Here is a 24127-nt window from a genome sequence, read left to right as displayed (position 1 = left end):
CCTGCTGGCTCCCGAACAGGGCCTTGGGGCCTTCGCCCGAAGGCCCGCTCGCTCAGGCGTAGGTGTTGACCGAGTTGCCCATGGTCTCGGTGGGCTTGGGGGGTTGTGGCTGGCTGTTGCTGGCGGGGGCAGGCGCCACGGCAGCACGGGAGCCGTCGTTGTCGCCATCCGCGTCCACGCCGCCAGTCTTGGCGACGGGGGTCTGGGCCTGGTAGGGGTTGCTGGAACCTACGGAAGAAATGCTGGACATGGTGATCCTTGGTCAGGGTTGAAAAAGCTCTTTGTCATCGTTTGTATCGACTGGCTGACAATTGGGCTGAAGCTTCTTTACATGCCGGAAATCTTCCGCAGGCCTTGCGTTCAGGCCCCGGTGCCGGTGCCCGTGTTGGCGCTTTGCACCTGGATGCGGAAGTGTTCGATGGTGCCGTCTTCCATGGCGGCTTTGATCCAGTTGGGTTTGCGGCCCTTGCCGCTCAAGGTGCCGTCCCAGGACAGTCCACGGCCCGGATCATAGAAAGTGGCCGGCCGTTTGAGCTTGGTCGGGGCATGGCTGCGGCTCAGCGAACTGAGTGCCACCTGGGCCGGCGTGAGCTGAAACTGTTGCACCAGGGTTCGGGCCAGTTCGACGGCCTCTTTCCTTTTGGTGCGGAACAATGCGTCGCGTTGCGCTTGAAGCTGCGCGATCTGCTGATCGAGGGATCGGATTTCGTTGAACATAAGCCCGCTATTTTAGGGACTTGTGAAACAGCAACGCGGCCCGGGCATTCACCCAGGCCGCTTTGACTGGCGAAACAGCGTCAATCCAGCGACGCGCCGGCTTTCTTGATCACGTCGGCAAAGCGGGTCGATTCACCGTCCATGAACTGCTTGAACTGTTCCCGGGTGGTGGGGAAGGCCTCGTAGCCGAAGGAGACGAACTTCTCTTTCACGTCGGCTTCGGCCAGGGCCTTTTCCACATCGCGCTTGATCTTCTCGGCCACGGCGGGCGACACGCCCTTGGGGGCGGCGATGGCGTTCCAGCCCGTCACCTCGTAACCGGCGGGGCCGCCGGATTCGGCCACCGTGGGCACATCCGGGAAATTGGCCAGGCGCTTGGGCGCGGCCACGGCCAGGAAGCGCAGCTTGCCCGCGCGCTGCAGTGGGCCCGCGGTGGCGCTGGTGCCCAGCGCAAAGCTCAGCTCACCATTGGCCACGCCGGTGTAGAGCTGGGTGGTTTCCTTGTAGATCACATGCGTCATGTCGGTCTTGGTCATGCTCTCGAGCAGGGCCGAGCCCAGGTGCACCGGGTTGCCCACCGACCATGAGCCGTAGTTGAGCTTGCCCGGGTGGGCCTTGGCGTCCGCGATCAGGGCACCCATGTCCTTGTAGGGGCTGTTGGTGGCCACGTTCACAAAGAAGTAGGTCTTGAACAGCGGCAGGACGATGTCGAAATCCTTGGCCACGTCGTAGGGCAGCTTCTTGAACAGGTGCGGATAGGCCGCGATGTGCACGGCGTCGAGCTGGATCAGGTCATGGCCATCGTTGGCGCCACGCTTGAAGGCATCGATGGCGATGAACCCATTGCCCCCCGGGCGGTTTTCGACCACCACGGGCTGGCCCCACATGCGCGACAGCTTGTCCGCCACCAGGCGGGCCACACCGTCCGGGCCACCGCCCACCGGGAAGGGCGTGATGATGCGCACCGGCTTGGTCGGAAACTGCACGGCCGGTGCCGTGCTCTGGGCCTGGGCCGGCAGCAGGGCACCGGCGGCACCCAGGCCAAGGGCCAGGGCGGCCAGGCGACGGGTCAGCGGCTGGGAGGAGCGGAGGGCATGTTGCATGGATTGTCTCGGTTGTCGGAGGAAGATACAGACGCTTAAACGGTCGGTTTGAGCGCTGTTCGCGCACTCTGGATTGTCGGCACTCGGGTTGGCCCAGGCCAGTGAGCTGACGTCATATCAGCTAGAACGAAATGGCATGACGCTGCGGTAGCTATGCCATGGGAAATGGTGGAGCCAAGCGATGAGGTCAGCGCGGCGTCCGATCTGCCGCGGGGGTGACGGGCTCTTTCACACCGCGCTTGAAAGGGGGGCGTGGGCTCGGGCATGAAGATCGAGCAGGGCGGTTGTGCCCGGCGCTGGGCTGAGCCCGCACCGGCTCCGTGCTGGCTGCGGCCCACCCAGACGGGAGTGCCGCAAAGGGGGCGAGCCTGTGCCTTGGCTGCCTAGGCCCCCATGGGCGAGCACAGCTCAATCAGGGTTCCGTCCGGGGCCCGAACATACGACACCACCTGGCCCCAGGGCTTCTGGCTGGGCGCGGCCAGCTCGGTGGCGCCCGCTTGAAGTGCCCGGGTGTGCGCGCCTGCAACATCCGCGGTGACCAGGCCCAGTTCCATTCCCAACGGTTTTTGGGATTCAGAAGCCGCCACATGGCCGCCCGGGAAGTTGCCATGGCCCAGTTCGTGGGCCGCGAAGGCGAGGGTGGTCTCACCCGTGGCCAATTCGCCATAGGTTCCAGACTCATGCAAAAACTTCAACTCAAAGCCGAAGGCCGTCGCAAAAAACTGCAGCGACGCTTTGACATCAGGCACATAGACGATGGTGTATCCGAGCTTCATGGTGTTCCAGTCTCCCTGGGGGTGCGCGGGCGCCAAGCCCAATCAGACCATCCTATCAGCCCATGGGTTGGGCCAAATGGCGACGATGTGGGGCGCCGGTGGGTCCGGTGGGGCAGGGAGGTGGCGCTCAGATCCGTTCAGCGCTGGGGCCTATTGGCCAAGCCCTGGGGAGCGGAGGGCATTTGCGCGCCGTTCAGCCCTGAAGCGGGGCCGGGAGGCCGTACCATTGCGCCCATGAGCGACACCTACCTCGTCACCACTTACGCCGACAAGGACCAAGTCAAGGCCTTGGGTGCCCGCTGGGACCCGGCGCGGCGGCAATGGCGGGTGCCGGCCGGGCTGGACCTGGGCCCCTTTGCCCGCTGGTTGCCCCAGGGCCTGGCGCTGGAGCCGGTGGCCAGCGCGGGCGCGGTGGCCCGTGCCGCCGGCACGGCATTGACCGAGCCCTTGAGCGGCAGTGCCGGTGCCCTGGCCCCGGCCGATGCCAAGGGCATTTCCCTGTCGCGCCTGCTGGGCGGCGTGGCCGTGGCGGTGTCCGACGCCTTTCGCGAAGGGGTGTGGACCACGGTCGAGGTGGTCGATGTGCGGGCGCGCAACCATGTCTACCTTGAGGTGTCGGAGCGTGACCTGAGCGGCAACACGGTGGCCAAGGCCCATGCTGTGATCTGGTCCAGCGTGGCGCAGCGCATCCTGCCGGCGTTCCAGCAGGCCACAGGCGTGGAGCTGGCGGCAGGGCTCAAGCTGCTGGTGCGGGCCCGCCCCGTGTTCAAGGCGCAGTATGGGTTTTCGCTGGAGGTCGACGAGATCGACCCCAATTACACGCTGGGCGACCTGGAGGCCACCAAGCGTGAGATCCGCGAGCGCCTGCGCCGCGAGGGCCTGTTCGAGCTCAACCGTGAGCTGCCCCCGCCTTGGGATTTCAACCACGTGCTGGTGGTGGCACCCGAGGGCGGTGCCGGGCTGGGCGACTTCCAGGCCGAGGCCAGCCGGCTGGAGCGCCATGGGCTGTGCAGTTTCATCTATGTTTACAGCCGCTTCCAGGGCGAGGGCGCGCCCGCCGAGATCCGCCAGGAGCTGCTGGCCGCGCTGGAGCAGATCCGCGTCAACCACCCCTGGCTGCCCGATGCCGTGGTGCTGATCCGCGGCGGCGGGGCCGTCAATGACATGGCCTGGCTGAACGACTACGCGCTGGCACGTGCCCTGTGCGAGTTGCCGGTGCCCGTGTTCACCGGCATCGGGCACGAGCGCGACAACACCGTGCTGGACGAGGTGGCCCACCAACGTTTCGATACCCCGTCCAAGGTGATTGCCGGCATCGAGCAGGTGATCCGTGAGCGGGCGCAGCAGGCCCGCGCCATGTTCGACAGCATTGCCACCCAGGCCCGGCGCAGTGTCGAGCAGGCCCGCCTGCAGGCCACCCAGCTGCGGGCCCAGGTGCACACCGGGGCGCTAGGGCAGATCGCGCTGGCCAAGGCCGGCGCCAGCCAGGCCCTGACCGATGTGCGCCTGCACGCGGTGGTCACGGTGCGGCAGGCTGCCGATGCTGCGCAAAGCCGGCTGGGCGAGGTGCAGCAACTGGCCCGGGCCCAGCTGCAGTCGGCCCAGCGCGAAACCCCCGCCCTGATCGGCGAGATCCGCGCCGAAGCCCGCCAGATGCTGCGCACCGCCCGCCTGCAGGTGGGCAGCGACCTGGAGGCCATCCGCAGCCAGGCCAGGGCCGACCTGCGCCAGCAGCAAGACCACCTGAGCCGCAGCCTGGGCGATGTCAGCTTGCTGGCGCGCCAGGCCATTGCCCAGGCGCGCCAGGGCAGCGAAAGCCTGATGCGCGAGATTGCCGGCCAAGGCCCGGGCAAGACCCTGGGCCGAGGCTTTGCCCTGGTGCGGGCCGACTCGGGCGAACCCATCACCAGTGCCTCGACCCCGGCGGTCGAGGTGACGCTTCAATTTCACGACGGCCAACGCGCCGCAACCCTGCTCAAGCCATGAAACACAGCTTCAAGGAATCCTACGGCGTGCTGCAACGCCACGCCCAGACCCTGCGCGAACAGCGCGAACCCAACATCGACGACCTGCTGCAGATCGTCGAAGAGTCGGTGAGCGCCTTCAAGATCTGCCAGGCCCGCATCGATGCGGTGGAGAAAGCGCTGGAGAAGGAACTGGGCGAGCCCCAGCGTGAGACGGTTGAGCGAAGCCCGGTGCCCACAGCGCCCACAGCGTCCAAGCCTGCCCCGAAGACGGCCTCCAAGACGGCCGCACCGGCCACCGACGACGACGACGACGTGCCGTTCTGAGGCGGTGGCCGCTCGCCAGCAAGGCTCGGGCTGTGCTGATCAGACCGTGGCGCTGGAGAACTGATTGGGCGGCACGGCCAGCCCCAGCGTGTCGCGCAAGGTCTGGCCCGGGTAGGCGGTGCGAAAGGCGCCCCGGTCCTGCAGGCGGGGCACCACCTGCTCCAGAAAGTCGTCCGCGCCCAGGGGCATGATGGCGGGCAGCACCACAAAGCCATCACCACCGCCCTCGTCGTGCCAGCGCTTGAGCTCATCAGCCACTTCGCTGGCCGTGCCCACAGGCGAGAAGAAGCCCAGGCTCTGCGCGTACCAGGTGCCGAGCTGGGCCACCGTCCAGCCTTCGTCGCGCGCTTTTTGCAGCACGGCCTGAAAGCGCCCTCGGCTGCCGGTCAACTGGCTGGCAATGTCGGGCACTCGCTGGTGCAGCGGGTACTGCGCCAGGTCGTGGTTCATGCTGGCCGACATGAAGCTCAGCGCCGCCTCGGGCAGCACCAGTTCCTTCAGCTCGCGCTCCAGATCCAGCGCCTCGCGCCGGGTCTGGCCGATGATGGGCACGATGCCGGGCAGCACCTTGAGGCTGTTCGGCGCACGGCCCACCTCCGCCAGCTGCTGCTTGAAGCGACGGTAGAAGGCCTGGGCCCGGCCCAGGTCGGGCTGCACGCCAAAGATCACCTCGGCCTGCTCGAGGGCGGTGCGCTCAAAGTTGCCCGACACACCGGCCTGCACCTGCACCGGGTGCCCTTGTGGCGGGCGCGGCACGTTCAGCGGGCCACGCACCTTGAACCAGTCGCCGTCGTGGTCCACATAGTGCAGCTTGCTGGCGTCGCCATGGCGGCCGCTGGCGTGGTCGCGCACCAGCCAGTCGCTCTCCCAGCTGTCCCACAGTCTTTTGACCAGGCGGGTGAACTCGGCCGCCTTGGCGTAGCGGGCATCGTGGCCCAGGTGCTGGTCCAGCCCGTGGTTGCGGGCCTCGCCGTCGCTCACCGAGGTGACCACGTTCCAGGCCACGCGGCCGCCGCTTAGGTGGTCGATGGTGGCCAGGGTGCGGGCAACGGTGTAGGGCTGGGTGTAGGTGGCTGACACGGTCGCGGCCAGGCCGATGTGCGTGGTGGCCCCCACCAGCGAGGCGATCACGCTCAGCGGCTCGACGTGCTGCGGCAGGGCACGGGATTCGACGGTGGCTTTGAAATCGCCGCCGTAGACATCATCCACCGACAGCTTGTCGGCCAGAAAGACCATGTCCAGGCAGGCCCGTTCGGCCTTCTGGGCCAGGTCGCGGTAAAAGCGCCAGTCCAGCGGGCGGGTGTTGCCGGCCCTGGGATGGCGCCAGGCACCATGCTGGCTGCCGATTTCGGCCAGGTACAGGGCGATGTGCATGCTCATGTCAGGGCCAGGGTTCAGGGCTTGAAGCGGGTGTCGAGCAGGTCTTTGGCCTCGAGCCGGCGCGGGATCAGCTTGGCCTCCACGTACAGGTCGATGGTGTTCTGCTGCAGGCGCACGATGTTGTCATCGATGGCCAGCGGGGCATGGCCCTCGCGGCGCTGCTTGGACAGGGCCACGTCCTCCGGGATGCCCACCAGCTTGGCGATGGTCTTGGAGTAGGGCTCGGTGTTCTTCTGCGCCCAGACGCGGGCGCGGGCGTTGCGGGCCACAAAATCCTTCAGGGCGGCGGCCTTGTCCTTGTCGGCCAGTGCGTGGTTGGAGGCCACCAGGTACGACAGCGCCGGGAAGTTCTTGCCGTCCACCAGGATGCGGGCGCCTGATTTCAGGATGGCAAACGACACATAGGGCTCCCAGGTGACGGCCGCATCGACCGATCCCTGTGTGAGCGCCAGGGTGAACTCCGAAGGCGCCAGGTAGGCCAGTTGCACCGCATCGGCGGCCAGACCTGCCTTGCTCAGCACCTGCAGCAGCAGGTTGTGGCCCGACGAGCCCTTGACCACGGCAATGCGCTTGCCCTTCAGGTCTTCGATGCTTTTGTAGGGCGAGGCCTGCGTCACGATGATGGCGTTGCCCTCGTAGCTGGTGGCAAAGATGGCCTTGGCCTCCAACCCGCCAGCCGCCACGGCAAAGGTCAGCGGGGCGTCGCCCACCGAGCCGGCGTCGATGGCGTCGGCCCGCAGCGCCTCCAGCAGCGGGGCGGCGTTGGGGAACTCGCTCCACACGATCTTGTAAGGCACTTGCTGCAGCTCGCCCGAGGCCTCCAGGGCGGCGCGGGCGTTGCCACGCTGGTCGCCCACGCGCAGGGTGACGCCATCGGCCAGCGCCACCTGGGTCAGGCCCACGCCTGCGACCAGGCCCAGGGTCAGGCTCAGTGCCAGCCGACGCAGCCACCGTGCGGGCTTGCGCGAGGGGTGTTGGGGGGCGTTGCCGCTCAGGGCAGAAGTGGGGTGCAAAGTCGTCATGACAGGCCAGGGGCAGGTGAAAGGAAGCGGCTGATTCCAACACCGCAGGCGCATGGGCCCAAGGACGCATTCGTCACATCGACATGCGCGCTCCGTCTATGGCGCTTAGTCTGGTTTTGCATAAGGTTTGGCAGGAATGTCATTCGACACCGCGCTGGCGGCTGCCTACGCTGGCGCCTTTGCTGACATCCACAGACGAACCCCGCCATGACGCTCAAGTCCCTGAACCGCCGACATTTCGCCGCCACCCTGGCCGCCACCGCCAGCCCTCTGCTGTGGGGCGCTGCCACTTCCGCCGAGGCGCAGACCCCCAGCGCCACCTTGCCCAAGGAGGTGCGACTGGGTTGGCAAAAGGGCTCGGCCATCCAGGTGCTGGCACGCAAGCAGGGTGTGATCGAGCAGCGGCTCAAGGCCTTGGGGGTCGAGTCGGTGAAATGGGTCGAGTTTCAGTTCGGCCCGCCCATGCTGGAGGCCCTGGGGGCGGGTGCCATTGACGCCGGATCGGTGGGAGACACCCCGCCCATTTTTGCCCAGGCGGGTGGCTCGAACCTGGTGTATGCCGCGGCCACGCTCTCGCCACCCCATGCCGTGCTGGTGCCGCGCAACTCGCCGATCAAGACCCTGGCCGAGCTCAAAGGCAAGAAGGTGGCCTTTGGCAAGGGGTCGAGCGCCCACAACGTGACGATCAAGGCGCTGGCCACCGTGGGCCTCACGCTGAGAGACATCGAACCCGTGTTCCTGGCCCCGGCCGATGCCACCGCCGCCTTCAATGGCGGCAACATCGACGCCTGGACCGTGTGGGACCCTTACTACGCCATTGCCGAGCAGCGCTATGGCGCCCGCGTGCTGGCCGACACCAGCGACAAACGCCTGACCAGTTCCTCGTACTACATGGCCAACCGCGACTTTGCCAACAAGCATCCCGCGGTGCTGGCCGCGGTGCTCGATGAGATCGGCAAGGTCACGGTCAAGGCGGGCCGCAACCCCGAGGAGCTGGCTGCGGTGGCGGCCGAGGCTTCGGGCATCGACGCCAAGATCTGGGTGTCGGTGTTCGGGCGCTCGGAGTTCTCGCTGGGCCCGGTGGGCGAAACACAGATCGCGCAGCAACAGCAGCTGGCCGACACCTTCCAGGCGCTGGGCATCATCCCCCGCAAGATCAATGTCACCGACATCGTCTGGCGCAACCCGGGCCTGCGTTGAAACAACAGACCCACCGAACCCATTGCAAAAAACACCCATGCGTATCTCCAAGCTCCGTCGTCGTCTGCCTGCCCTGCTGGCAGGTCTTCTGTGGGTCGCCTCCTCGTATGCGGCCGATCAGGTCGTCCTCAAGGTGGGCGATCAGAACTACTACAACATCCGTGCCTCGGTTGAATTGTCCAAGGCCCTGGAGGGCGCGCCCTACACCGTGGAGTGGGCCGGCTTTCAGGCTGCGGCTCCGCTGTCTGAGGCCCTCAATGCCGGTGCCATCGACATCGGCTTTCTGGGCGACTCGGGCTTTCTGTTCCTGGCCTCCAAGAGCAGCAATGTGCGCCTCATCGGCGTGACGCGCCAAAACCCCAAGACGGTGGCCCTGCTGGTGCCCAAGAACTCCACCGCCAAGACCATTGCCGACCTCAAGGGCAAGAAGGTGGCCTACTGGCCCGGTGCCTGGAGCCAGCAACTCACCCTCGGTGCGCTCGACAAGGCCGGGCTGCCCGCCGACCACGTGCAATTCGTCAAGCTGATGCCGCTGGATGCGGCCACCGCCCTGCCTGGGGGCAGCATCGATGCCTTCCCGGTTTGGGAGCCCTATGTATCGCAGCAGATCGTGCAATCGGGCGCCAGGGTGCTGTTCACTGCCGAGGGCGTGATCCCGGCGCTCAGCACCATCGCGGCCTATGCACCCTCGATTGAGGCCAAGCGCTCCGCCATCGCCGATTTTCTGCAACGCCTCAAAAAGGCCCGTGCCTGGGTGGACGCCAACACCGACAGCTATGCCGACGCCTGGGCGCAACGCGCCAACCTCGACCGCGAGGTGTCGCGCCACTGGCTGCGCCAGGCCAAGCTCACCGTGGGCCCGGTGGACGCACAGGCCGCCAAGGACATCCAAGGCACGGCCGATTTTCTGCGCAAGGTCGAGGTGCTGCCCGCCGCGCTCGACACCCGCAAGGTGATCGACACCTCGTTCAGTGCGGCCCTGAACCCCTGAACGCAGCCACCGGCCGCTCCCTCCAACGCACATCACACCGCAAGGATCACCATGACCCAAGTCCAATCCGCCTGGGGCGGCGCCCCCAGCCCGCAGTACGAAGCCCTGGCCGCGCGCTTTCGCCCTGTCTTCGAACGCATTCGTGCGGGGGCCGTCGAGCGTGATCTGCAGCGGCGCCTGCCGCACGAAGAACTGCATTGGCTGCGTGAGGCAGGTTTCACCAAGCTGCGCTTGCCGCAAGAGCTGGGCGGCCTGGGCGCCACGCTGCCCGAGCTGTTCGGCTTGCTGATCGAACTGGGTGCTGCCGACTCGAACGTGGTCAATGCCGTGCGCGCCCACCAGGGCTTCACCGAAGACGTGCTCAACGCCGCCGACCCGGCCTGGCGTCAGCGTTGGCTGGCCCGTGTGGCGGCCGGCGACTTGGTCGGCTCGGGCTTCTCGGAGGCGGGCGACGCCAAGGTGGGCAGCTTTTCGACCCGCCTGCGCCAGACCCCCGAGGGCCTGCGCCTGGAGGGCGAGAAGTTCTACACCACCGGTTCGCTGTTCGGCGACTGGATCAACACCGCTGTGGCCAACGACCGCGAGGAATCCATCCTGGTGCTGGTGCCACGCCGTGGCGCCGGTGTGGAGGTGTTGGACGACTGGGACGGCTTTGGCCAGGCCCTCACCGGTAGTGGCACGGCCCGCTTCAGGGCGGTGGCCATCGAGCCCGAGTGGGTCAATCCCAGCCTGGAGCGCTTCTCTTACAGCACGGGCTACTACCAACTGGTGCACCTGGCCACGCTGGCCGGCATCGGCCGCGCCCTGGCCGACGATGTGGCCCAGCGCGTGCGCGAACGCCAGCGCATCTACAGCCATGGCAATGCCAGCCGGGTGTCGGACGATCCGCAGATCCTTCAGGTGGTGGGTCGTGTGCGCAGCGCGGCCTACGGGGCCGGTGCCATCGTGCTGCAGGCCGCCGCCGCATTGCAGCGCGTGTACGACGCCACGGGTGCCGAGGCCAAGGCCCAGGCCACCGTGCTGGCCAATGTCGAGGTCGACCAGTCGGTGTCGGTCGTGACCCAGTTGGTGCTCGACGCCAGTACCGAGCTGTTCGACGCCCTGGGCGCTTCGGCGGCCCGTCGCACCGAGGGCCTGGACCGTTACTGGCGCAACGCCCGCACCATCTCCTCGCACAACCCCCGCGTGTACCGCGAACGGGCCGTGGGCAGCTACGCTGTCAAAGGCGAGGCCCCGCCGGCCTTCTACCGCATCGGCAAGGCCTGAGGCCGCGGCCGCCCTCGGGGGCGGTCAGGCGGTCAGGGGTCTGAGGCGGCCAGCCGGGCTGCCGCCTCCAGCACGCGCTCGGCGGCCTCGGCCGGGCTGAGGCGGGCACTGTCGATCGCCAGCCGGGGGCGCTCCCATCGCTCGTAGGCGTGCCCAAGCACTGCAGCCCAGTCGGGCAGCACCTGCTGAGGGATGTCGGGCTCGCGGCTTTCCACCCGGCGCCGATGCTCTGCTGCATCCGGGCAGATCACCTCCACCTCCAGCATCCGGGCCTGGGCCTGGGCCGCCACGGCCTGCCAGCTCTCGCGGGTGATGGCCAGCGGATTCACGCCGTCGACCACCACGCGCAGCCCGAGCTCGAGGTGGCTGCTGGCCAGCGCATAGGCCACCGCGTAGCCGGCCGCACCCACCGACCTGCCGGGATCGGCGCGCAGCAGGGCTTGTTCGATGGTGTCGATGCGCAGGTAGGGGCCCGGGCTGCGCCGCAACAGTTCGCGGGCGATGGTGGTCTTGCCAACACCGGGCAAGCCCCCGACCACGATCAGGACGGGGCGGCCCATTCAGCGACTGCGCAGGTGGCGTGCCCAGCGGTCACCGACCCACTGCACGCTGCACACCAGCGCGATCAGCAGCACGATCACCAGCACCATCACCTGGGTGTCGAAGCGCTGGTAGCCGTAGCGGATGGCGATGTCACCGAGCCCGCCGGCCCCCACCGCGCCGGCCATGGCCGAGGCGCCGATCATCGAGACCACGGTGATGGTGAAGCCCGCCACGATGCTGGGCAGTGCCTCGGGCAGCAACACGTGCCAGATGATGTGCCAGCGCCCACAGCCCATGGCCTGGGCCGCTTCGATCAGGCCTTTGTCGACTTCGTTGAGCCCCACTTCGGCGATGCGTGCAAAAAAGGGCGTGGCACTGATGGTCAGGGGCACCACGGCGGCCCACACGCCGATGGTGGTGCCCGTCACCCAGCGGGTGAACGGAATCAGCGCGACCAGCAAGATGATGAAGGGCGTGGCCCGGAAGCCGTTGACCAGGCTGCCCAGCAGCCGGTTCAGGCGTGGCGAGGCCAGCAGGGCGCCCGGGGCCGACAGCACCAGGAACACCGCCAGCGGCAGTCCCAGCAACAAGGCCAGACCTGCGGAGATGCCGACCATGGTCAAGGTGTCCGCCAGCCCCTGCAGCAGGCGCTCGATCACGATGTCAGAGATGGGATTCAACATAGCCCAGGTCCTTGGCTTGGTGGCTCAGTCGGTGTTTCAGAACGGCCTGGGCGCCGGGGCCGATGCCCTCGACGGCCAGCACCAGGCGCCCGTGGGCGTGGCCTTGCAGCTGTTCGATGCCGCCGTGCAGCAGACGCGGCGCGCCTTGCAGCACGTGGGCCAGCTGTTGCCAGTCGGGCAGCAGATCGGTCTCGCCGGTGTAGCTCAATTCGATCAGGCGCTCTAAGCGAGGTGCGGCACCCGTCGGGGTGTCCGTCGTCGCCGGAGGCTTGAGGCGCAGGCGCTGCTGCAACTCGTGGGGCAGGCCCTGGGCCAGCGGGGCCAGCAGGGCCTGGGTGGCTTCATGGCGCGGGGCGCCGAACACCTGCCAGACCGGGCCTTGCTCGACCGGCCGGCCTTGCTCCAGCACCAGCACTTCATGGCAGATCTCTCGGATCACGGCCATTTCGTGGGTGATCAGCACGATGGTCAGGCCGAGCTGGCGATGGATGTCGCGCAGCAGGCCCAGGATGGCCTGGGTGCTCTCCGGGTCGAGCGCCGAGGTGGCTTCGTCGCACAGCAGGATCTCGGGGCGATGCACCAGTGCGCGGGCAATGCCCACGCGCTGCTTCTGTCCGCCCGACAGGCGCGAGGGGTACACATCGCGCTTGTCGCTCAGCCCCACCAGCGCCAGCAACTCGTCCACCCGTTGCCGGATCTCGGCGGCCGGCAGGCCGGCCACTTTCAGAGGCAGGGCCACGTTCTGCCAGACCGTCTTGGCCGACAGCAGATTGAAATGCTGGAACACCATGCCGATGCGTCGGCGCAGGCCCAGCAGCTGACGCTCGTTGAACCGGCCGATGTCCTCGCCATCGACCAGCACCCGTCCGGCGCTCACCGACTCGAGCCGGTTGATGGTGCGCAGCAGGCTGGATTTGCCGGCGCCGCTGCGCCCGATGATGCCGAAGATCCGCCCCGGCTCGATGTGCACATCGATGCCTTGCAGGGCGTCGTGACCCGCTGCAGCACCGGGGTAGCGCTTGCTGACCTGCTCGAAACGCACCGAGCCGCTGGCCAATGGCGGTGACTCAGGGGCCGGCGTGGGATCGGGAACGAGTTGGGGGGCCGCCAGGCGGTCCGTCTCCGCCTGCCGCAGCACGGCGCTCATGGCTTGCCGACCCAGGGCAGCACGAACAGCTTGCTGTCACCCCCATAGGATTTGAGGATGCGGGCGCGCACAGCCGGTGAATCCTGGTACAGCTTCACGAACTGCTTCACACGGGGGTCATTGGCGTTGTCATTGCGCGTCACGAAGCGGATCGCGAAGTAAACATCGTCCTTGTCGGAGTAGAGCAGGGCATTGCTGGCCAGCTCGGCCTGACCCGCATTCACAAAGTGCGAGGGGTAGCCCTGGGCCAGGTCCACGTCATCGATCGCGCGCACCAGCTGGGGGCCCTCCACCTCGACGAACTTGAACTTCTTCGGGTTGCCGACCACGTCGTTCAAGGTGCCGCGCCAGCCGGTGCCCGGGCGCAGCTTGATCAGGCCTGCCTTCTCGAGCAGCAGCAGGCCACGGCCCTGGTTGACCGGGTCGCTGGCCACCGCGATGCGGGCGCCCTCCTTGAGGTCATCGAAGCGCTTGACCTTCTTGGAAAACAGGGCCAGGTTGTTCAGCACGCCCAGGCCCACGCTGCTGAACTTGTAGCCGGATTCCTTGATCGCGTTGTCCAGAAAGGCCTGGTGCTGGAAGTAGTTGATGTCGAGGTCACCCGAGGCGAGCGCGGTGTTGGGCGTCGTCCAGTCGGTGAACTCGATGACCTTGACGTCCAGGCCCTTTTGCCGGGCCTCGCCTGCGGCGACTTCGATCGAATCGGCCAGGGCACCGGGGGTGACGCCGATCTTCAGCGGAGCGGCCAGGGCCAGGGTGCTGCACAGCCAGGCACTCAGGGCGAGTGCGGCAGTGGCCAATCGGTGGGTGGATGTTTTCATGGTGTGGGTCGATGGTGATGGGTTTTGGACGAGGGACGGCTTGCGCTTGTGGTCCCGACGCGCGCATTCGAACAAAGCAAGGCCGTGCGATCAAACAAGCATTTCAAATTTGCATAGACGTGAAACGTCGCAGAGCCCGCCCGGCCGCCACCCAGGCCCTCATTGATTGCCGGCGTGGTGGGCCAGCAGTGGGTGGCCTTCGAGAGCGCGCGAGGGCTGGCCGTCCACCCCCACCGGCACCTCGCCTTCGAGCGTGATGCGGTAGAGCTGGCGGTCAAAGTCCAGGTCGAAGATGTCGGTGGGCGCCACATGGGCCGTGGCCCGGTTGTCCCAGAAGGCGAGGCTGCCGGGCTGCCATTTGAAGCGCATGGTGAATTCGGGGCGCACCACGTGCTCCCACAGCAACTCCAGCAGCACGCGACTCTCGCGCGGGCTCAGGCCCACCACCTGCTTGAGGAACGAGGGGCTCACGAACAAGGCGCGCTCGCCGGTCTCGGGGTGCACCCGGACCAGCGGATGCTCGCTGACCAGGCGTGCCTCGCCCACCAGACGCTGGTACTCTTCGGTGGCCTGGGCGCCCGGTGGGGCGCTGAAAAGATGACGCCCGCGCAAGGTGTCCACGAAGCCACGCAACGGGGCTGACAACGCCTGGTAGGCCGCCACCAGATTGGTCCACTGGGTGTCGCCACCATAGGGGGGGATCACCACGCCCCGCAGCAAGGAGGCGGCCGGCGGGTTGATCGCGGCCGTCACGTCGGTGTGCCAGCCGCTCCAGGGGCGCAGTTCGCTGCTGCCCACAAAGCGGTTGGCCTGGCGGTGCTTGGCGATCGAGTACACCTCGGGGTAACCGGCCACGTGGCCGAACACCGGGTGGCCGATGGTGGGCGCGCCGAACTGGCGGGCCAGTGCAATGTGCTGTTCGTGGCTCAGCGGCTGGTCATGGAAGAACACCACCTTCCACCGCCGCAAGGCGGCCCCGATGCCCGCCACTTCGGCCGGCGACAAGGGCTGGCGCAGGTCCACCCCGGTGATCAGGGCGCCCGTGTGGGCCGACTGCGGGTGCACCTGGTGGGCCGGGTCAAACCCGCTTGCATGGGGCCGTGCGGGTGGAGCTTGCGTTGCCTCGGGGCGCAGGTCTGGGGGCAGGGTGACATCGTTCATGGGCGGGTTCCTGTTGGAGCTGGGGCTGGGCCTGGGCGAAGAACCGCCTGCAGGCGGCCTCGAAAATTCTGCGGCGGGCCTCCTCTGACGCGTAGCCCGAAATTCATCTATCCATATGTGCAGGCCCTGGGGCGGCGAGGCGGGGCGTGCATGAGCTCATGACCGAAAGTTTTGAGTCTGTTGCCATGCAGTTTTGATCGTGGCCCTGGCGGGGGCACCGCCCTAGCATCAGGCCACGGCGCGCCGCGGGACCTTCCCCCTGAGCGCGCCTTGACTGTGCCTTGCCCCCTGACCTGAAAGAAGCCGATGTCCGAGACCCTGCTGGCCGACGCGCCCGTCCCAACGCAATCCCCTGTGCCGCCTGCTGCCAAGGCGCCCGATCTGGCCGAGCTGAAGCGCCGGGTGGCTGCGCTGTTGCCGGCCGTGCGCGAAGGGGCCGAGGCGCGTGAGCGAGACCGTGTGTTGCCGCACGAGCAGGTGCGCTCGCTGGTGGCGGCCGGCTTGCTGACGCTGCGCATTCCCGTGCGCGATGGCGGCCCGGGCGGCTCGGTGCGCGAGCTGATCGAGCTGGTGATCGACATCGCAGCGGCAGACTCCAACGTGGCCCAGGCCCTGCGCCCGGGCTTTCTGTTTGTTGAAGGGTTGCTGGCCGGTCCCGATGAGGCGGTGCGCCAGCGCTGGTGGCCGCGCTGCCTGCGCGGTGACTTCATTGCCAACGCGGGCTGGGAGATTGGCGGCGCCAATGGCGCCATCGCCACCCGGCTGCGCCGCGAGGGCGATCACTTCCGCGTCAAGGGCAGCAAGTACTACAGCACCGGCGGTCTGTATGCCGACTGGATCAGCACCGTGGCCCTCGACGAGCAGGACAAAGAGGTCCGTTTTGTGCTGCCGCGCCACCGCGAAGGCCTGGAGCTGCTCGATGACTTCGATGCCATGGGCCAGCGCCTGACCGCCAGCGGCACCACCCGGCTGAACGATGTGCGGGTGGAGGCGGCCGACATCGTGCCCCACCCCACGGGCGGCCTGGCCGAAGGGCGGCGCACCGTCGTCACTCCGTTGGCCCAGCTGTTTCTGGGCGCGGTGCTGGCCGGCATTGCCCGCAATGCCTTGCATGACGCCGTGGCCTTCGCCCGGCTGCACGCTCGCCCGATCAAGCACAGCTCGGCCAGCCGCTCGGTGGACGACCCCTATGTGGAGCTGTCGGTGGGCGAGATCTCGGCCCGAGCCCTGGCCGCCGAGGCCGTGGTGCTGCGCGCCGCCGAGCGCATCGACGCCGCCTGGGCCGCGGGCCTGGATCAGGACGCCATCATCCATGCTTCGATCGACGTGGCCCAGGCCCAGTACCTGGCCTCGGAGTCGGCCCTCAAGGCGGCCGAGCTGCTGTTTGATGTGGGGGGCGCCTCCACCACCTCGCGCCGGCACAACCTGGATCGCCACTGGCGCAATGCCCGCACCGTGAGCAACCACAACCCGCGCCACTGGAAGGCTGCGGTGGTGGGGGCCTGGCAGCTCAAGGATGCCCCGCCGCCGGCCTCGGGCCTGTTCTGAAGACCCTCTGTCATGACCCGGCCAGACCTGCCTGGCCTTCTGGAGATGCCCATGCCCCGTGTCGATGTCACCTTGCGCAACCCGCGTGACCACGCCATTGCTGCCTACGCCGACGAGCTGGCGGCCGAAATCGCCAAGACGGCGGCCCAGCACGATTCGGCGGGCAGCTTCCCGCACGACCATTTCGACACCCTGACCGCGCGCGGTGCGCTGCGCCTGACCGTGCCGCAAGCCCACGGTGGCGAGGGCTACTCGCTGTACGAAACCCTGATTTTTCAGGAGCGGCTGGCGCGCGGCAGCGGTTCCACCGCCTTGGCGCTGGGCTGGCACCTGATGGTGTTCGGCTACCTGGGCCACACCCTGCGCTGGCAGCCTGAGGCGCTGGCCAGCCTGGCGGCCGATGCGGTGCAGCGCGGGCAGCTGATCAATGTGCTGGTCACCGAGCGCGAAGCCGGCAACCTGCTGCGCGGGGCCCGCCCCGGCACAGTGGCGCGCCGCGTCGAGAGCGGCTATGTGCTGAGCGGGCGCAAGGCCTTTTGCTCGTCGGCCCCCCGGCTGCAGAAGATGATCGTCTACGCCTGGGTGGAAGACGAAGGCCGGGTGGCCGAGTTTCTGGTGCCACGCACCGAGGGCGTGCGCGTGATCGAGAACTGGAACACCCTGGGCATGCGCAGCACCGGCAGCCACGACATCGAATTTGACCAGGTGCACCTGCCGCCCGAAGCCCTGCTGAGCTACATCGAGCTGGGTCAGGTGGGCTCGTTCACTGTGGCCAGCCGGGCCTATGGCCTGCAACTGTCGGCCGTCTACCTGGGCGTGGCCCGCGCGGCGCGCGACTTTGCGCTGGGCTTTGCCGACCGCTACCACGCCCAGAGCCTGGGCAAGTCGGTGCTCGAAGCGCCCCAGGTGCAGCAGCGCCTGGGCGAGATCGAACTGCTGCTGGGCGCCAGCAAGACCCTGCTGTATGGCCTGGTCGAGCGCTGGGAGCGTCACCCGCACCTGCAAGCCGAGTTTGGCGACGAGGTGGCCATCACCAAAGTCACCGTCAGCCGCAATGCCTTGCGCGTGGTGGAGTTGGCCATGGCCATCGTCGGCGGGCATTCGCTGTCGCGCGATCTGCCGCTGGAGCGCTACCTGCGCGACGTGCAGTGTGCCCAGTTCAACCCACCGCAAGAGGACACCGTGGTGGCCTCGCTGGCCAAGTCGGCCATCAGCCACTGGCATGCCGATCACCCCGTGCCCATTGAAGCGGCTGAACCGCCGGTTCACGCTGCCCGGGCCCCCGTGGCCGTGCCACTGGCGCCAGAAGCCGCCGACCTTGCCGTGGCCGCCTGAGGCCACTGCCCTGGCGCCAACCCATTCACACTCCACCGATTGACGAAGCCCTCATGGCCAATAAACAACTGCTGCTCAACGCCTTCAACATGAACTGCGTGGGCCACATCCAACACGGACTGTGGGCCCACCCACGGGATCGATCCACCGAGTACAACACCTTGTCGTACTGGACCGATCTGGCCCGCACGCTGGAGCGTGGCCTGTTCGATGGCCTGTTCATCGCCGACATCCTGGGCGTGTACGACGTCTACCAGGGCAATGTGGACGTGACGCTGCGCGAGTCGGTGCAGCTGCCCGTGAACGACCCGCTGTTGCTGGTGTCGGCCATGGCGGCCCACACCCGGCACCTGGGTTTTGGCGTCACGGTGAACCCGCTGTCGGAGCTGCCCTACCTGTTGGCCCGGCGCTTCTCGACCCTGGACCAACTGACCCAGGGGCGCTTTGGCTGGAACATCGTCACCGGCTACCTCGACAGCGCCGCCCGCGCCTTGGGCCTGCCGAACCAGATCGCGCACGACGAGCGCTATGACCGGGCCGATGAGTTTCTTGAGGTGCTCTACAAGCTGCTCGAAGGCAGCTGGGAGGACGGCGCCGTGCGCCGCGACAAGGCGGCCCGCGTGTTTGCCGACCCGGCCCGCGTGCACAAGGTGCGCCACCAGGGCCGCTATTACCAGGTGGAGGGCTACCACCTCAGCGAGCCCTCGCCCCAGCGCACGCCGGTGCTGTTCCAGGCCGGTACCTCGGGGCGCGGCCAGCTGTTTGCCGCCCGCCATGCCGAGGCGGTGTTTGTCTCAGGGGGCGACAAGGCCCAGGTGCGCCAGTCGGTGCAGTCGCTGCGCGAGGCCGCCGTGCGCGCCGGGCGGCGCCCCGAAGACCTCAAGATCGTGCTGGGCGTGACGGCGGTGACCGGCGCCACCACCGCCGAAGCCCAAGAGAAGCACGCCGACTACGTTCGCTACGCCAGCCCCGAAGCCGGCCTGGCCCACTTTGCGGCCAGCCTGGGCCTGGACCTGTCGCACTACGACCTGGACGAGCCCATCGACTTCAGCCCGCCCACCCAGTCGATCCAGTCGGCCGCGGCGGCTGCGCGGCAAAAGGGCTGGACGCGCCGCCAGCTGCTGCAGCAGTACCAGCTGGGGGGCCGCCACCCGGCCCTGGTGGGCGATGCTGCGCAAGTGGCCGATGCCTTGCAGGCCTGGGTGGATGAGACCGGCGTGGACGGCTTCAACCTCAGCCGCACCGTGGTGCCCGAGAGCTTTGTCGATTTTGTGGACCACGTGGTGCCCGAGCTGCAGAACCGCGGCATTTACAAGACGGCCTACACCGAGGGCACGCTGCGCCACAAGCTGTTCGGCCGGGGCGACCGCCTGCCCGATCACCACGCCGCGGCCCAGTTCCGCCACCGGGTGGAGCCGGCCAGCGCCCAGGCCGACAGCGAAGCCGCCTTGGCCTGAAGCCCTCTCCTTGGCACTGCGCCGCTGCCGCAGGGCGGCAGGCCGCCCCACGCCCCGGTCGTTGACGCGGGGCGTTGCTGTTTTTGGAGCCGATCTGGGTTTTCATCCCCTGTTGTCCATGTGTTGATATTTATCAACATTTAGCAGATATCCATCCGCCTTTTTAGAGCTTCTCCTCGCAACCCGTGATTTCTACAGTGGGCTTTGTCCTGGTCGACGCGCCGGGCTCGACACCCTTGAGCCCGGCGGGCCGGCTTTCCCTGTTCAGGCCCTTGTGGGCCAATCCGAGGAATTGCCATGTCTGTGTTGGATCCCCAGTTGTCTTCAAACCCTGCTTCAAGCCCGGCCTCATCGCTGGCTTCATCGCCGGCCTGGAGCCGACGCCGTGCCCTGGGCACCCTGGCCGCAGGCGGCCTGAGCGGTGTCGCCCTGATGGGGGCGCCCTGGGTGCGCGCTGCCGGAGGCAAGAAGCTCACCCTGTCGTGGAGCGGCACGGCCCTGTGCCTGCTGCCCGTGGTGGTGGCCCGTGACCGCGGCTTTTTCGAGAAAAACCAGGTCGATGTGGACGTGATCAACTTTGCCGGCTCCAGCGACCAGGTGCTGGAGTCGCTGGCCACCGGCAAGGCCGATGTGTCGCTGGGCCTGATCCACACCTGGCTCAAGCCGCTGGAGTCGGGCTTTGATGTGAAGGTGGTGGGCGCGGCGCACGCGGGCTGCATCCGCGTGCTGTCGGGGCAAGACTCCAAGCTGAGTTCGGTCGACAAGCTCAAGGGCGCGGTGATCGGTGTGGGCCAGCCCAATGGCTTTGGCCGGCAGTTCATGTCCACCTACCTGGCGCGCAAGGGCATCAACCCCGACACCGAGGTGGAGTGGAAGACCTACCCGCCCGACACGCTGGACGTGGCCTTCGAAAAGGGCGAGATCAACCTGATCGTCGATGCCGACCCCAACCTGTTCCTGATCGAGCGGCGCAACCCAGGCCAGTTTCGCGAGATCGCCAGCATCCTGACCGGTGACTTCAAGGACCGCCTGTGCTGCCTGATCGCCGCGCGGGGCGCCCTGGTGCGCGAGAACCGGCCCCAGGTGGCCGCGGTGGTGCGCTCGCTGACCCAGGCGGCCCTGTTCATCGCCGAGAACCCGGGCGAGGCCGCCAAGGTGGCCCTGAGCTACCTGCCGCAAAAGGTGACGGCCGCGGACATCCGCAGCATCCTGACGGCCCAGCTGGATTACCGCCACCACCCGCAGGGCGTGGCGCTGCGCAACGAGATCGAGCAATACGCCGCCGACCTGAAGAACGTGGGCGTGCTCAAGAAGTCGACCGACCCGGCGCGCTTCGCCAACTTCCTGACCGTGGACGTGCTGGCCTGAGGCCGCTTCAAAAGGAGGACCCAACCATGAGTCAAGCATTGAAGGTGCTGCCGCTCCCGGCAGCGGATCTGGACGAAGCCCCGCGCGAACCGGTGGCCCCCGAGGCGTCGGCGCCGGTGCAGGCGGCGGCACCCGGGCCGGCGTCGGCTCGCTTCTGGCGCACCGGCTTTCTGGCCGCGGCGGCCTGGATCATCGAAGGCCTGCTGGTGCGCTTCTGGCCCAACCAGGTGGCGGGTTTCACCGACTGGGCCTTCACCGAAGAGTTCGGGCTGGCCAATGTGGCCGTGGGCGGGGTCATCCTGGCCCTGGCCTTGTCGTATGGAGGGCTGGCTCGGCTGCCACAGTTGCGCGACGGCCTGCGCCTGAGCGGGCGCTGGCTGGTGGCCTTGCCGGTGCTGCTGCTGGTGTGGCAGGTGCTGACGGCCAAGCTGACCGTGCTGCCCGGGCCCTTCTTCGCCCCACCGCAAAGCCTGGTCGAGGTGTTTGCCGAAGACTGGAGCCGCCTGGGCCTGTCGGTGCTGCATTCGGCGCGGTTGCTGCTCAACGGCCTGTTGTTGGGGGCGCTGGTGGGTTTCATCACTGGCGTGGCCATCGGCTGGTCGCGTGAGGTGAACTACTGGGTGCACCCCGTGCTGCGCTTTCTGGGGCCTGTGCCCTCGTCGGCGCTGCTGCCGATCGCGTTCTTTCTTGCGCCTTCGAGCTATGCCGCCGCGGTGTTCCTGGTGGCGCTGGCCACCTTCTTCCCGGTGGCGGTGCTGACCTGGTCGGGCGTGGCCTCGGTCAACAAGTCGTATTACGACGTGGCGCGCACGCTGGGGGCCTCGAACCTGTTCCTGGTTTGGCGGGTGGCCATCCCGGCCGCCCTGCCGCAGGTCTTTGTGGGCCTGTTCATGGGTCTGGGCGCCTCGTTCACCGTGCTGGTCACGGCCGAGATGATGGGCGTGAAAGCCGGCCTGGGCTGGTACCTGCAGTGGGCGCAGGGCTGGGCCGCGTACTCGAACATGTTTGCCGCCTTGTTGGTGATGGCCGTGCTGTGCTCGGGCCTGATCACCTTGTTGTTCACCTTGCGGGACCGTGTGCTGTCCTGGCAGAAAGGAACCGTGAAATGGTAAGCCTCGCCTCCCTCCGACCGACCTTGCGCCGCGTCCCCCAGCCCGCCTCAGAGGCTCCGGCCCCCCAGGCTTCCCAGCCTGCTGCCCAGGCCGTGCGTGGCGTGGGCTCGCGCATTGACATCCGCGATGTCAGCCATGCCTTCGAGACGCCCGGCGGCCTGCTGCCGGTGCTGGACCACGTGAACCTGACGGTCGAGCCCGGCGAGTTTGTGGCCCTGCTGGGGCCCAGCGGCTGCGGCAAATCCACGCTGCTGCGCCTGGTGGCCGGGCTGGAGCCGGCTGCCTCGGGCGACATCACGCAAGACGGTGCCCCCATCACCCGGCCCGACCCGTCGCGCATCGTGGTGTTCCAGGACCCCACGCTGTTCCCCTGGCGCCGCGTGCGCGACAACGTGGCCCTGGGGCCGCAGGCCCGCGGTCTGCTGGCCCAGCAGGGCGAGCGGGTGGATGAGGCCTTGCGCCTGGTGGGCCTGTCGGCGTTTGCCCGCTCTTACCCGCATCAACTGTCGGGTGGCATGGCCCAGCGCGTGGCACTGGCCCGCGCCCTGGTCAATGACCCCGAACTGCTGGTCCTGGACGAGCCCCTGGGCAAGCTCGACTCGCTGACGCGGCTGCAGATGCAAAGCGAGCTGATCAACCTGTGGCAACGCAAAGGCTTTTCGGCCCTGCTGGTGACCCACGACGTGGAAGAGGCCTTGTTTCTGGCCCAGCGCGTGGTGGTGTTCAGCGACCGCCCCGCCCGCATCCAGGCCGAGCTGGTGGTGGACCGCCCCTACCCGCGCCACCGGGGCGACCCCTACCTGGCGGACTTGCGCCACCAGGCCCTGCACCACCTGGGGCTGGACGCCACCTGGTGAGCCAGGCGCCCCAACCCGAGCGCATCAGGGCGCAGGGTAGGGGGTGCTGGACACGGGCTGCTGCAGCAGCCGGCGCAGGCCGGGGTCACGGGCAAAGCGCCCGGTGACGGCCAGGATCAGGTCCACGTCGGCCTCGGTGTTGTAGCCCCCCAGCGAGAAGCGAAGCGCGCCGCTGTCGAGCAGGTTGCACATCACACGCTGCGAGTACAGGTACTTGCGCAGCGCATAGGCCAGCTCGTGGCGCAGGCACACGATGTGGCTGTCTTCACCCGGCAGCCTGGACGACAGCAGCTGGTAGCCCTGTTGCCGCAGGCCCGCGTCCAGACGCCGGGCCAGGCCCAATGTCCAGGGTGCCAGGCGATCCACCCGGGCCTCTTCGATCAGCAGCAGGGCACGCGCCAGGCCATAGATGGCCGGGTAGTTGATGTTGCCGCCTTCGAGCCTGCGTGCATCGTGCAGGTCGCTGCAGCGCAGGGCCCAGCCCGGCACGCTGCGGTCCACCTGGTTGACGGCCGAGGCGCCCAGGTGGGTTGGGTGCAGGCGCTCCAGCAGCGCGGGTGCCACATACACAAAACCCAGGCCCAGCGGCCCGTGCAAGGCCTTGTAGGCGCCGCAGGCCAGCGCGCTGATGCCCCAGGTCTGCACATCCACCGGCAGCAGCCCCACGGTCTGGATGCCATCCACCACCAGGGCGATGCCGGCGTTGCGGCAGCGCTCGCCCAAGGCCTGCAGGTCGATGCGAAAGCCGGTGCCGTACTGCGCGTGCGACACCGCCACGATGCGGGTGCGCGCATCCACCCGCTGCCAGAGGGCGTCCACCGTGATGCGGTGGTCAACGGTGGCAGCGACGCGCACCTCCACACCGCGGTGGCGCAGGTTGAGCCAGGGCACCACGTTGACAGGGTGCTCCTGGTCGTCGATCACCAGGTTGTCGCCAGGCTGCCAGGGGTAGCCCTGGGCCACCAGGTTCAGGCCCTCGGTGGTGTTCTTGGTGAAGGCGATCTGGCCGGCTTCGGCATGGATGAGCTGGGCCACCTGTCGGCGTACGCTTTGCGCCGCCGCCAGCCACTCGGGCTTGTCGGAGCGCCCATGCGTCAAGCGGTCAAAGAACACCGCCACGGCCTGGCTCACCTCGGGCGACATGGGGCTGCTGTAGGCCTGGCAGGCATAGGCCTTTTGCAGGGCCAGGGGAAAGTAGGCGCGAAAGCGTGTGTGCCAGTCCATGTCGGGCGGCTCCGTGGTGAGGGGGCAGGCGGGGAGGGGTGGGTGCCGATTCTTTCGCACCGGCGGGCGGTCGCAAGGATGTTTTTCTTCTGCCGGTATTCAAAACGATTCGTAGGCGCACACGG

23 protein-coding genes are annotated in these 24127 nt (G+C 67.9%); 11 read left to right on the top strand and 12 right to left on the bottom strand.

All coding sequences use genetic code 11. The features are described from left to right. Nucleotides 1–52: 52 nt before the first annotated feature. The 4 genes from L880_RS0108115 to L880_RS0108100 all read right to left on the bottom strand — a co-directional run bounded on the left by L880_RS0108115 (nt 53) and on the right by L880_RS0108100 (nt 2596). Entirely contained in the window at nt 53–250 is a 198-nt protein-coding gene (locus L880_RS0108115) for a hypothetical protein (protein ID WP_027475252.1), read from the bottom strand. A gap of 110 nt (nt 251–360) precedes the next feature. Then, nucleotides 361–717 carry an H-NS histone family protein gene (locus tag L880_RS0108110; RefSeq protein WP_027475251.1) on the bottom strand — a complete coding sequence of 119 codons (357 nt, stop codon included), beginning with the start codon at nt 715–717 and terminating at the stop codon, nt 361–363. A gap of 80 nt (nt 718–797) precedes the next feature. Continuing rightward, complete coding sequence (locus L880_RS0108105; RefSeq protein ID WP_027475250.1) at nt 798–1820, bottom strand: Bug family tripartite tricarboxylate transporter substrate binding protein; 1023 nt, start codon at nt 1818–1820, stop codon at nt 798–800. Between the two features lie 383 nt (nt 1821–2203). Further along, nucleotides 2204–2596 (bottom strand): VOC family protein, encoded by a 393-nt coding sequence (locus tag L880_RS0108100; protein ID WP_027475249.1) that lies wholly within the window; start codon nt 2594–2596, stop codon nt 2204–2206. A 234-nt stretch (nt 2597–2830) separates the two neighbouring features. Between L880_RS0108100 and xseA the strand changes: the two genes are divergently transcribed. Together xseA and xseB are read left to right on the top strand one after the other, a co-directional pair. Next, entirely contained in the window at nt 2831–4582 is a 1752-nt protein-coding gene (gene xseA, locus L880_RS0108095) for an exodeoxyribonuclease VII large subunit (RefSeq protein ID WP_027475248.1), read from the top strand. Continuing rightward, complete coding sequence (xseB, locus tag L880_RS0108090; protein WP_027475247.1) at nt 4579–4887, top strand: exodeoxyribonuclease VII small subunit; 309 nt, start codon at nt 4579–4581, stop codon at nt 4885–4887. The genes xseA and xseB overlap by 4 nt, the downstream gene beginning before the upstream one ends. Nucleotides 4888–4926: 39 nt before the next feature. On the opposite strand, the gene L880_RS0108085 is transcribed toward xseB, so the two are convergent. Next, nucleotides 4927–6267 carry an LLM class flavin-dependent oxidoreductase gene (locus L880_RS0108085; protein ID WP_084461134.1) on the bottom strand — a complete coding sequence of 447 codons (1341 nt, stop codon included), beginning with the start codon at nt 6265–6267 and terminating at the stop codon, nt 4927–4929. Between the two features lie 14 nt (nt 6268–6281). Further along, nucleotides 6282–7289 (bottom strand): aliphatic sulfonate ABC transporter substrate-binding protein, encoded by a 1008-nt coding sequence (locus L880_RS0108080; RefSeq protein ID WP_157462713.1) that lies wholly within the window; start codon nt 7287–7289, stop codon nt 6282–6284. Between the two features lie 207 nt (nt 7290–7496). Here L880_RS0108080 and L880_RS0108075 point away from each other — a divergent pair, with 207 nt between their 5' ends. From L880_RS0108075 to L880_RS0108065, 3 genes are read left to right on the top strand one after another with little or no spacing between them, the layout of a single operon-like run. Next, entirely contained in the window at nt 7497–8489 is a 993-nt protein-coding gene (locus L880_RS0108075; protein ID WP_027475244.1) for an aliphatic sulfonate ABC transporter substrate-binding protein, read from the top strand. A gap of 37 nt (nt 8490–8526) precedes the next feature. Continuing rightward, a complete protein-coding gene (locus L880_RS0108070) occupies nt 8527–9480 on the top strand; it encodes an ABC transporter substrate-binding protein (RefSeq protein ID WP_019572986.1) in 954 nt (317 codons plus the stop codon). Nucleotides 9481–9531: 51 nt separating this feature from the next. Next, nucleotides 9532–10746, top strand: a complete 1215-nt coding sequence (locus L880_RS0108065) for an acyl-CoA dehydrogenase family protein (RefSeq protein ID WP_027475243.1) — start codon at nt 9532–9534, stop codon at nt 10744–10746. 32 nt (nt 10747–10778) lie between these two features. Here the strand turns inward: L880_RS0108065 and L880_RS0108060 are convergent, their stop codons facing one another. The 5 genes from L880_RS0108060 to L880_RS0108040 form a co-directional block, all read right to left on the bottom strand. Beyond that, nucleotides 10779–11306 carry a P-loop nucleotide/nucleoside kinase family protein gene (locus tag L880_RS0108060; RefSeq protein WP_027475242.1) on the bottom strand — a complete coding sequence of 176 codons (528 nt, stop codon included), beginning with the start codon at nt 11304–11306 and terminating at the stop codon, nt 10779–10781. Then, nucleotides 11307–11972 (bottom strand): methionine ABC transporter permease, encoded by a 666-nt coding sequence (locus L880_RS0108055; RefSeq protein WP_043328853.1) that lies wholly within the window; start codon nt 11970–11972, stop codon nt 11307–11309. After that, nucleotides 11953–13119, bottom strand: a complete 1167-nt coding sequence (locus L880_RS0108050) for a methionine ABC transporter ATP-binding protein (RefSeq protein ID WP_027475240.1) — start codon at nt 13117–13119, stop codon at nt 11953–11955. Before L880_RS0108050 ends, L880_RS0108055 begins: the two co-directional genes overlap by 20 nt. Continuing rightward, nucleotides 13116–13940 (bottom strand): MetQ/NlpA family ABC transporter substrate-binding protein, encoded by an 825-nt coding sequence (locus tag L880_RS0108045; RefSeq protein WP_027475239.1) that lies wholly within the window; start codon nt 13938–13940, stop codon nt 13116–13118. Before L880_RS0108045 ends, L880_RS0108050 begins: the two co-directional genes overlap by 4 nt. Before the next feature lie 159 nt (nt 13941–14099). Next, on the bottom strand, nt 14100–15101 hold the full coding sequence (locus L880_RS0108040) for a TauD/TfdA dioxygenase family protein (RefSeq protein WP_245615022.1): 1002 nt from the start codon (nt 15099–15101) through the stop codon (nt 14100–14102). Nucleotides 15102–15407: 306 nt separating this feature from the next. Here L880_RS0108040 and L880_RS0108035 point away from each other — a divergent pair, with 306 nt between their 5' ends. The 6 genes from L880_RS0108035 (at nt 15408) to L880_RS0108010 (ending at nt 22778) form a co-directional block, all read left to right on the top strand. Next, nucleotides 15408–16649, top strand: coding sequence for an acyl-CoA dehydrogenase family protein (locus tag L880_RS0108035; RefSeq protein ID WP_211245291.1), 1242 nt, complete (start codon nt 15408–15410; stop codon nt 16647–16649). A gap of 51 nt (nt 16650–16700) precedes the next feature. Further along, the gene (locus tag L880_RS31980; RefSeq protein ID WP_245615021.1) at nt 16701–17984 is read left to right on the top strand and encodes an acyl-CoA dehydrogenase family protein; all 1284 of its coding nucleotides are present in this window, start codon (nt 16701–16703) and stop codon (nt 17982–17984) included. Between the two features lie 53 nt (nt 17985–18037). Then, entirely contained in the window at nt 18038–19441 is a 1404-nt protein-coding gene (locus L880_RS0108025) for an LLM class flavin-dependent oxidoreductase (RefSeq protein ID WP_027475236.1), read from the top strand. Between the two features lie 297 nt (nt 19442–19738). Next, entirely contained in the window at nt 19739–20809 is a 1071-nt protein-coding gene (locus L880_RS0108020) for an ABC transporter substrate-binding protein (protein WP_051443158.1), read from the top strand. A 26-nt stretch (nt 20810–20835) separates the two neighbouring features. Next, entirely contained in the window at nt 20836–21921 is a 1086-nt protein-coding gene (locus L880_RS0108015; RefSeq protein WP_043328851.1) for an ABC transporter permease, read from the top strand. After that, the gene (locus L880_RS0108010; RefSeq protein ID WP_084461132.1) at nt 21915–22778 is read left to right on the top strand and encodes an ABC transporter ATP-binding protein; all 864 of its coding nucleotides are present in this window, start codon (nt 21915–21917) and stop codon (nt 22776–22778) included. Before L880_RS0108015 ends, L880_RS0108010 begins: the two co-directional genes overlap by 7 nt. Before the next feature lie 24 nt (nt 22779–22802). Here L880_RS0108010 and L880_RS0108005 read toward each other — a convergent pair whose 3' ends face one another. Next, the gene (locus tag L880_RS0108005) at nt 22803–24002 is read right to left on the bottom strand and encodes an aminotransferase class V-fold PLP-dependent enzyme (RefSeq protein ID WP_027475233.1); all 1200 of its coding nucleotides are present in this window, start codon (nt 24000–24002) and stop codon (nt 22803–22805) included. Between the last annotated feature and the right edge of the window lie 125 nt (nt 24003–24127).

The sequence above is a fragment of the Curvibacter gracilis ATCC BAA-807 genome, assembly GCF_000518645.1.
Lineage (GTDB): Bacteria > Pseudomonadota > Gammaproteobacteria > Burkholderiales > Burkholderiaceae_C > Curvibacter > Curvibacter gracilis.
The sequence above is the reverse complement of the archived record's forward strand: the minus strand, read 5'-3'. Positions and strand labels throughout refer to the sequence as shown.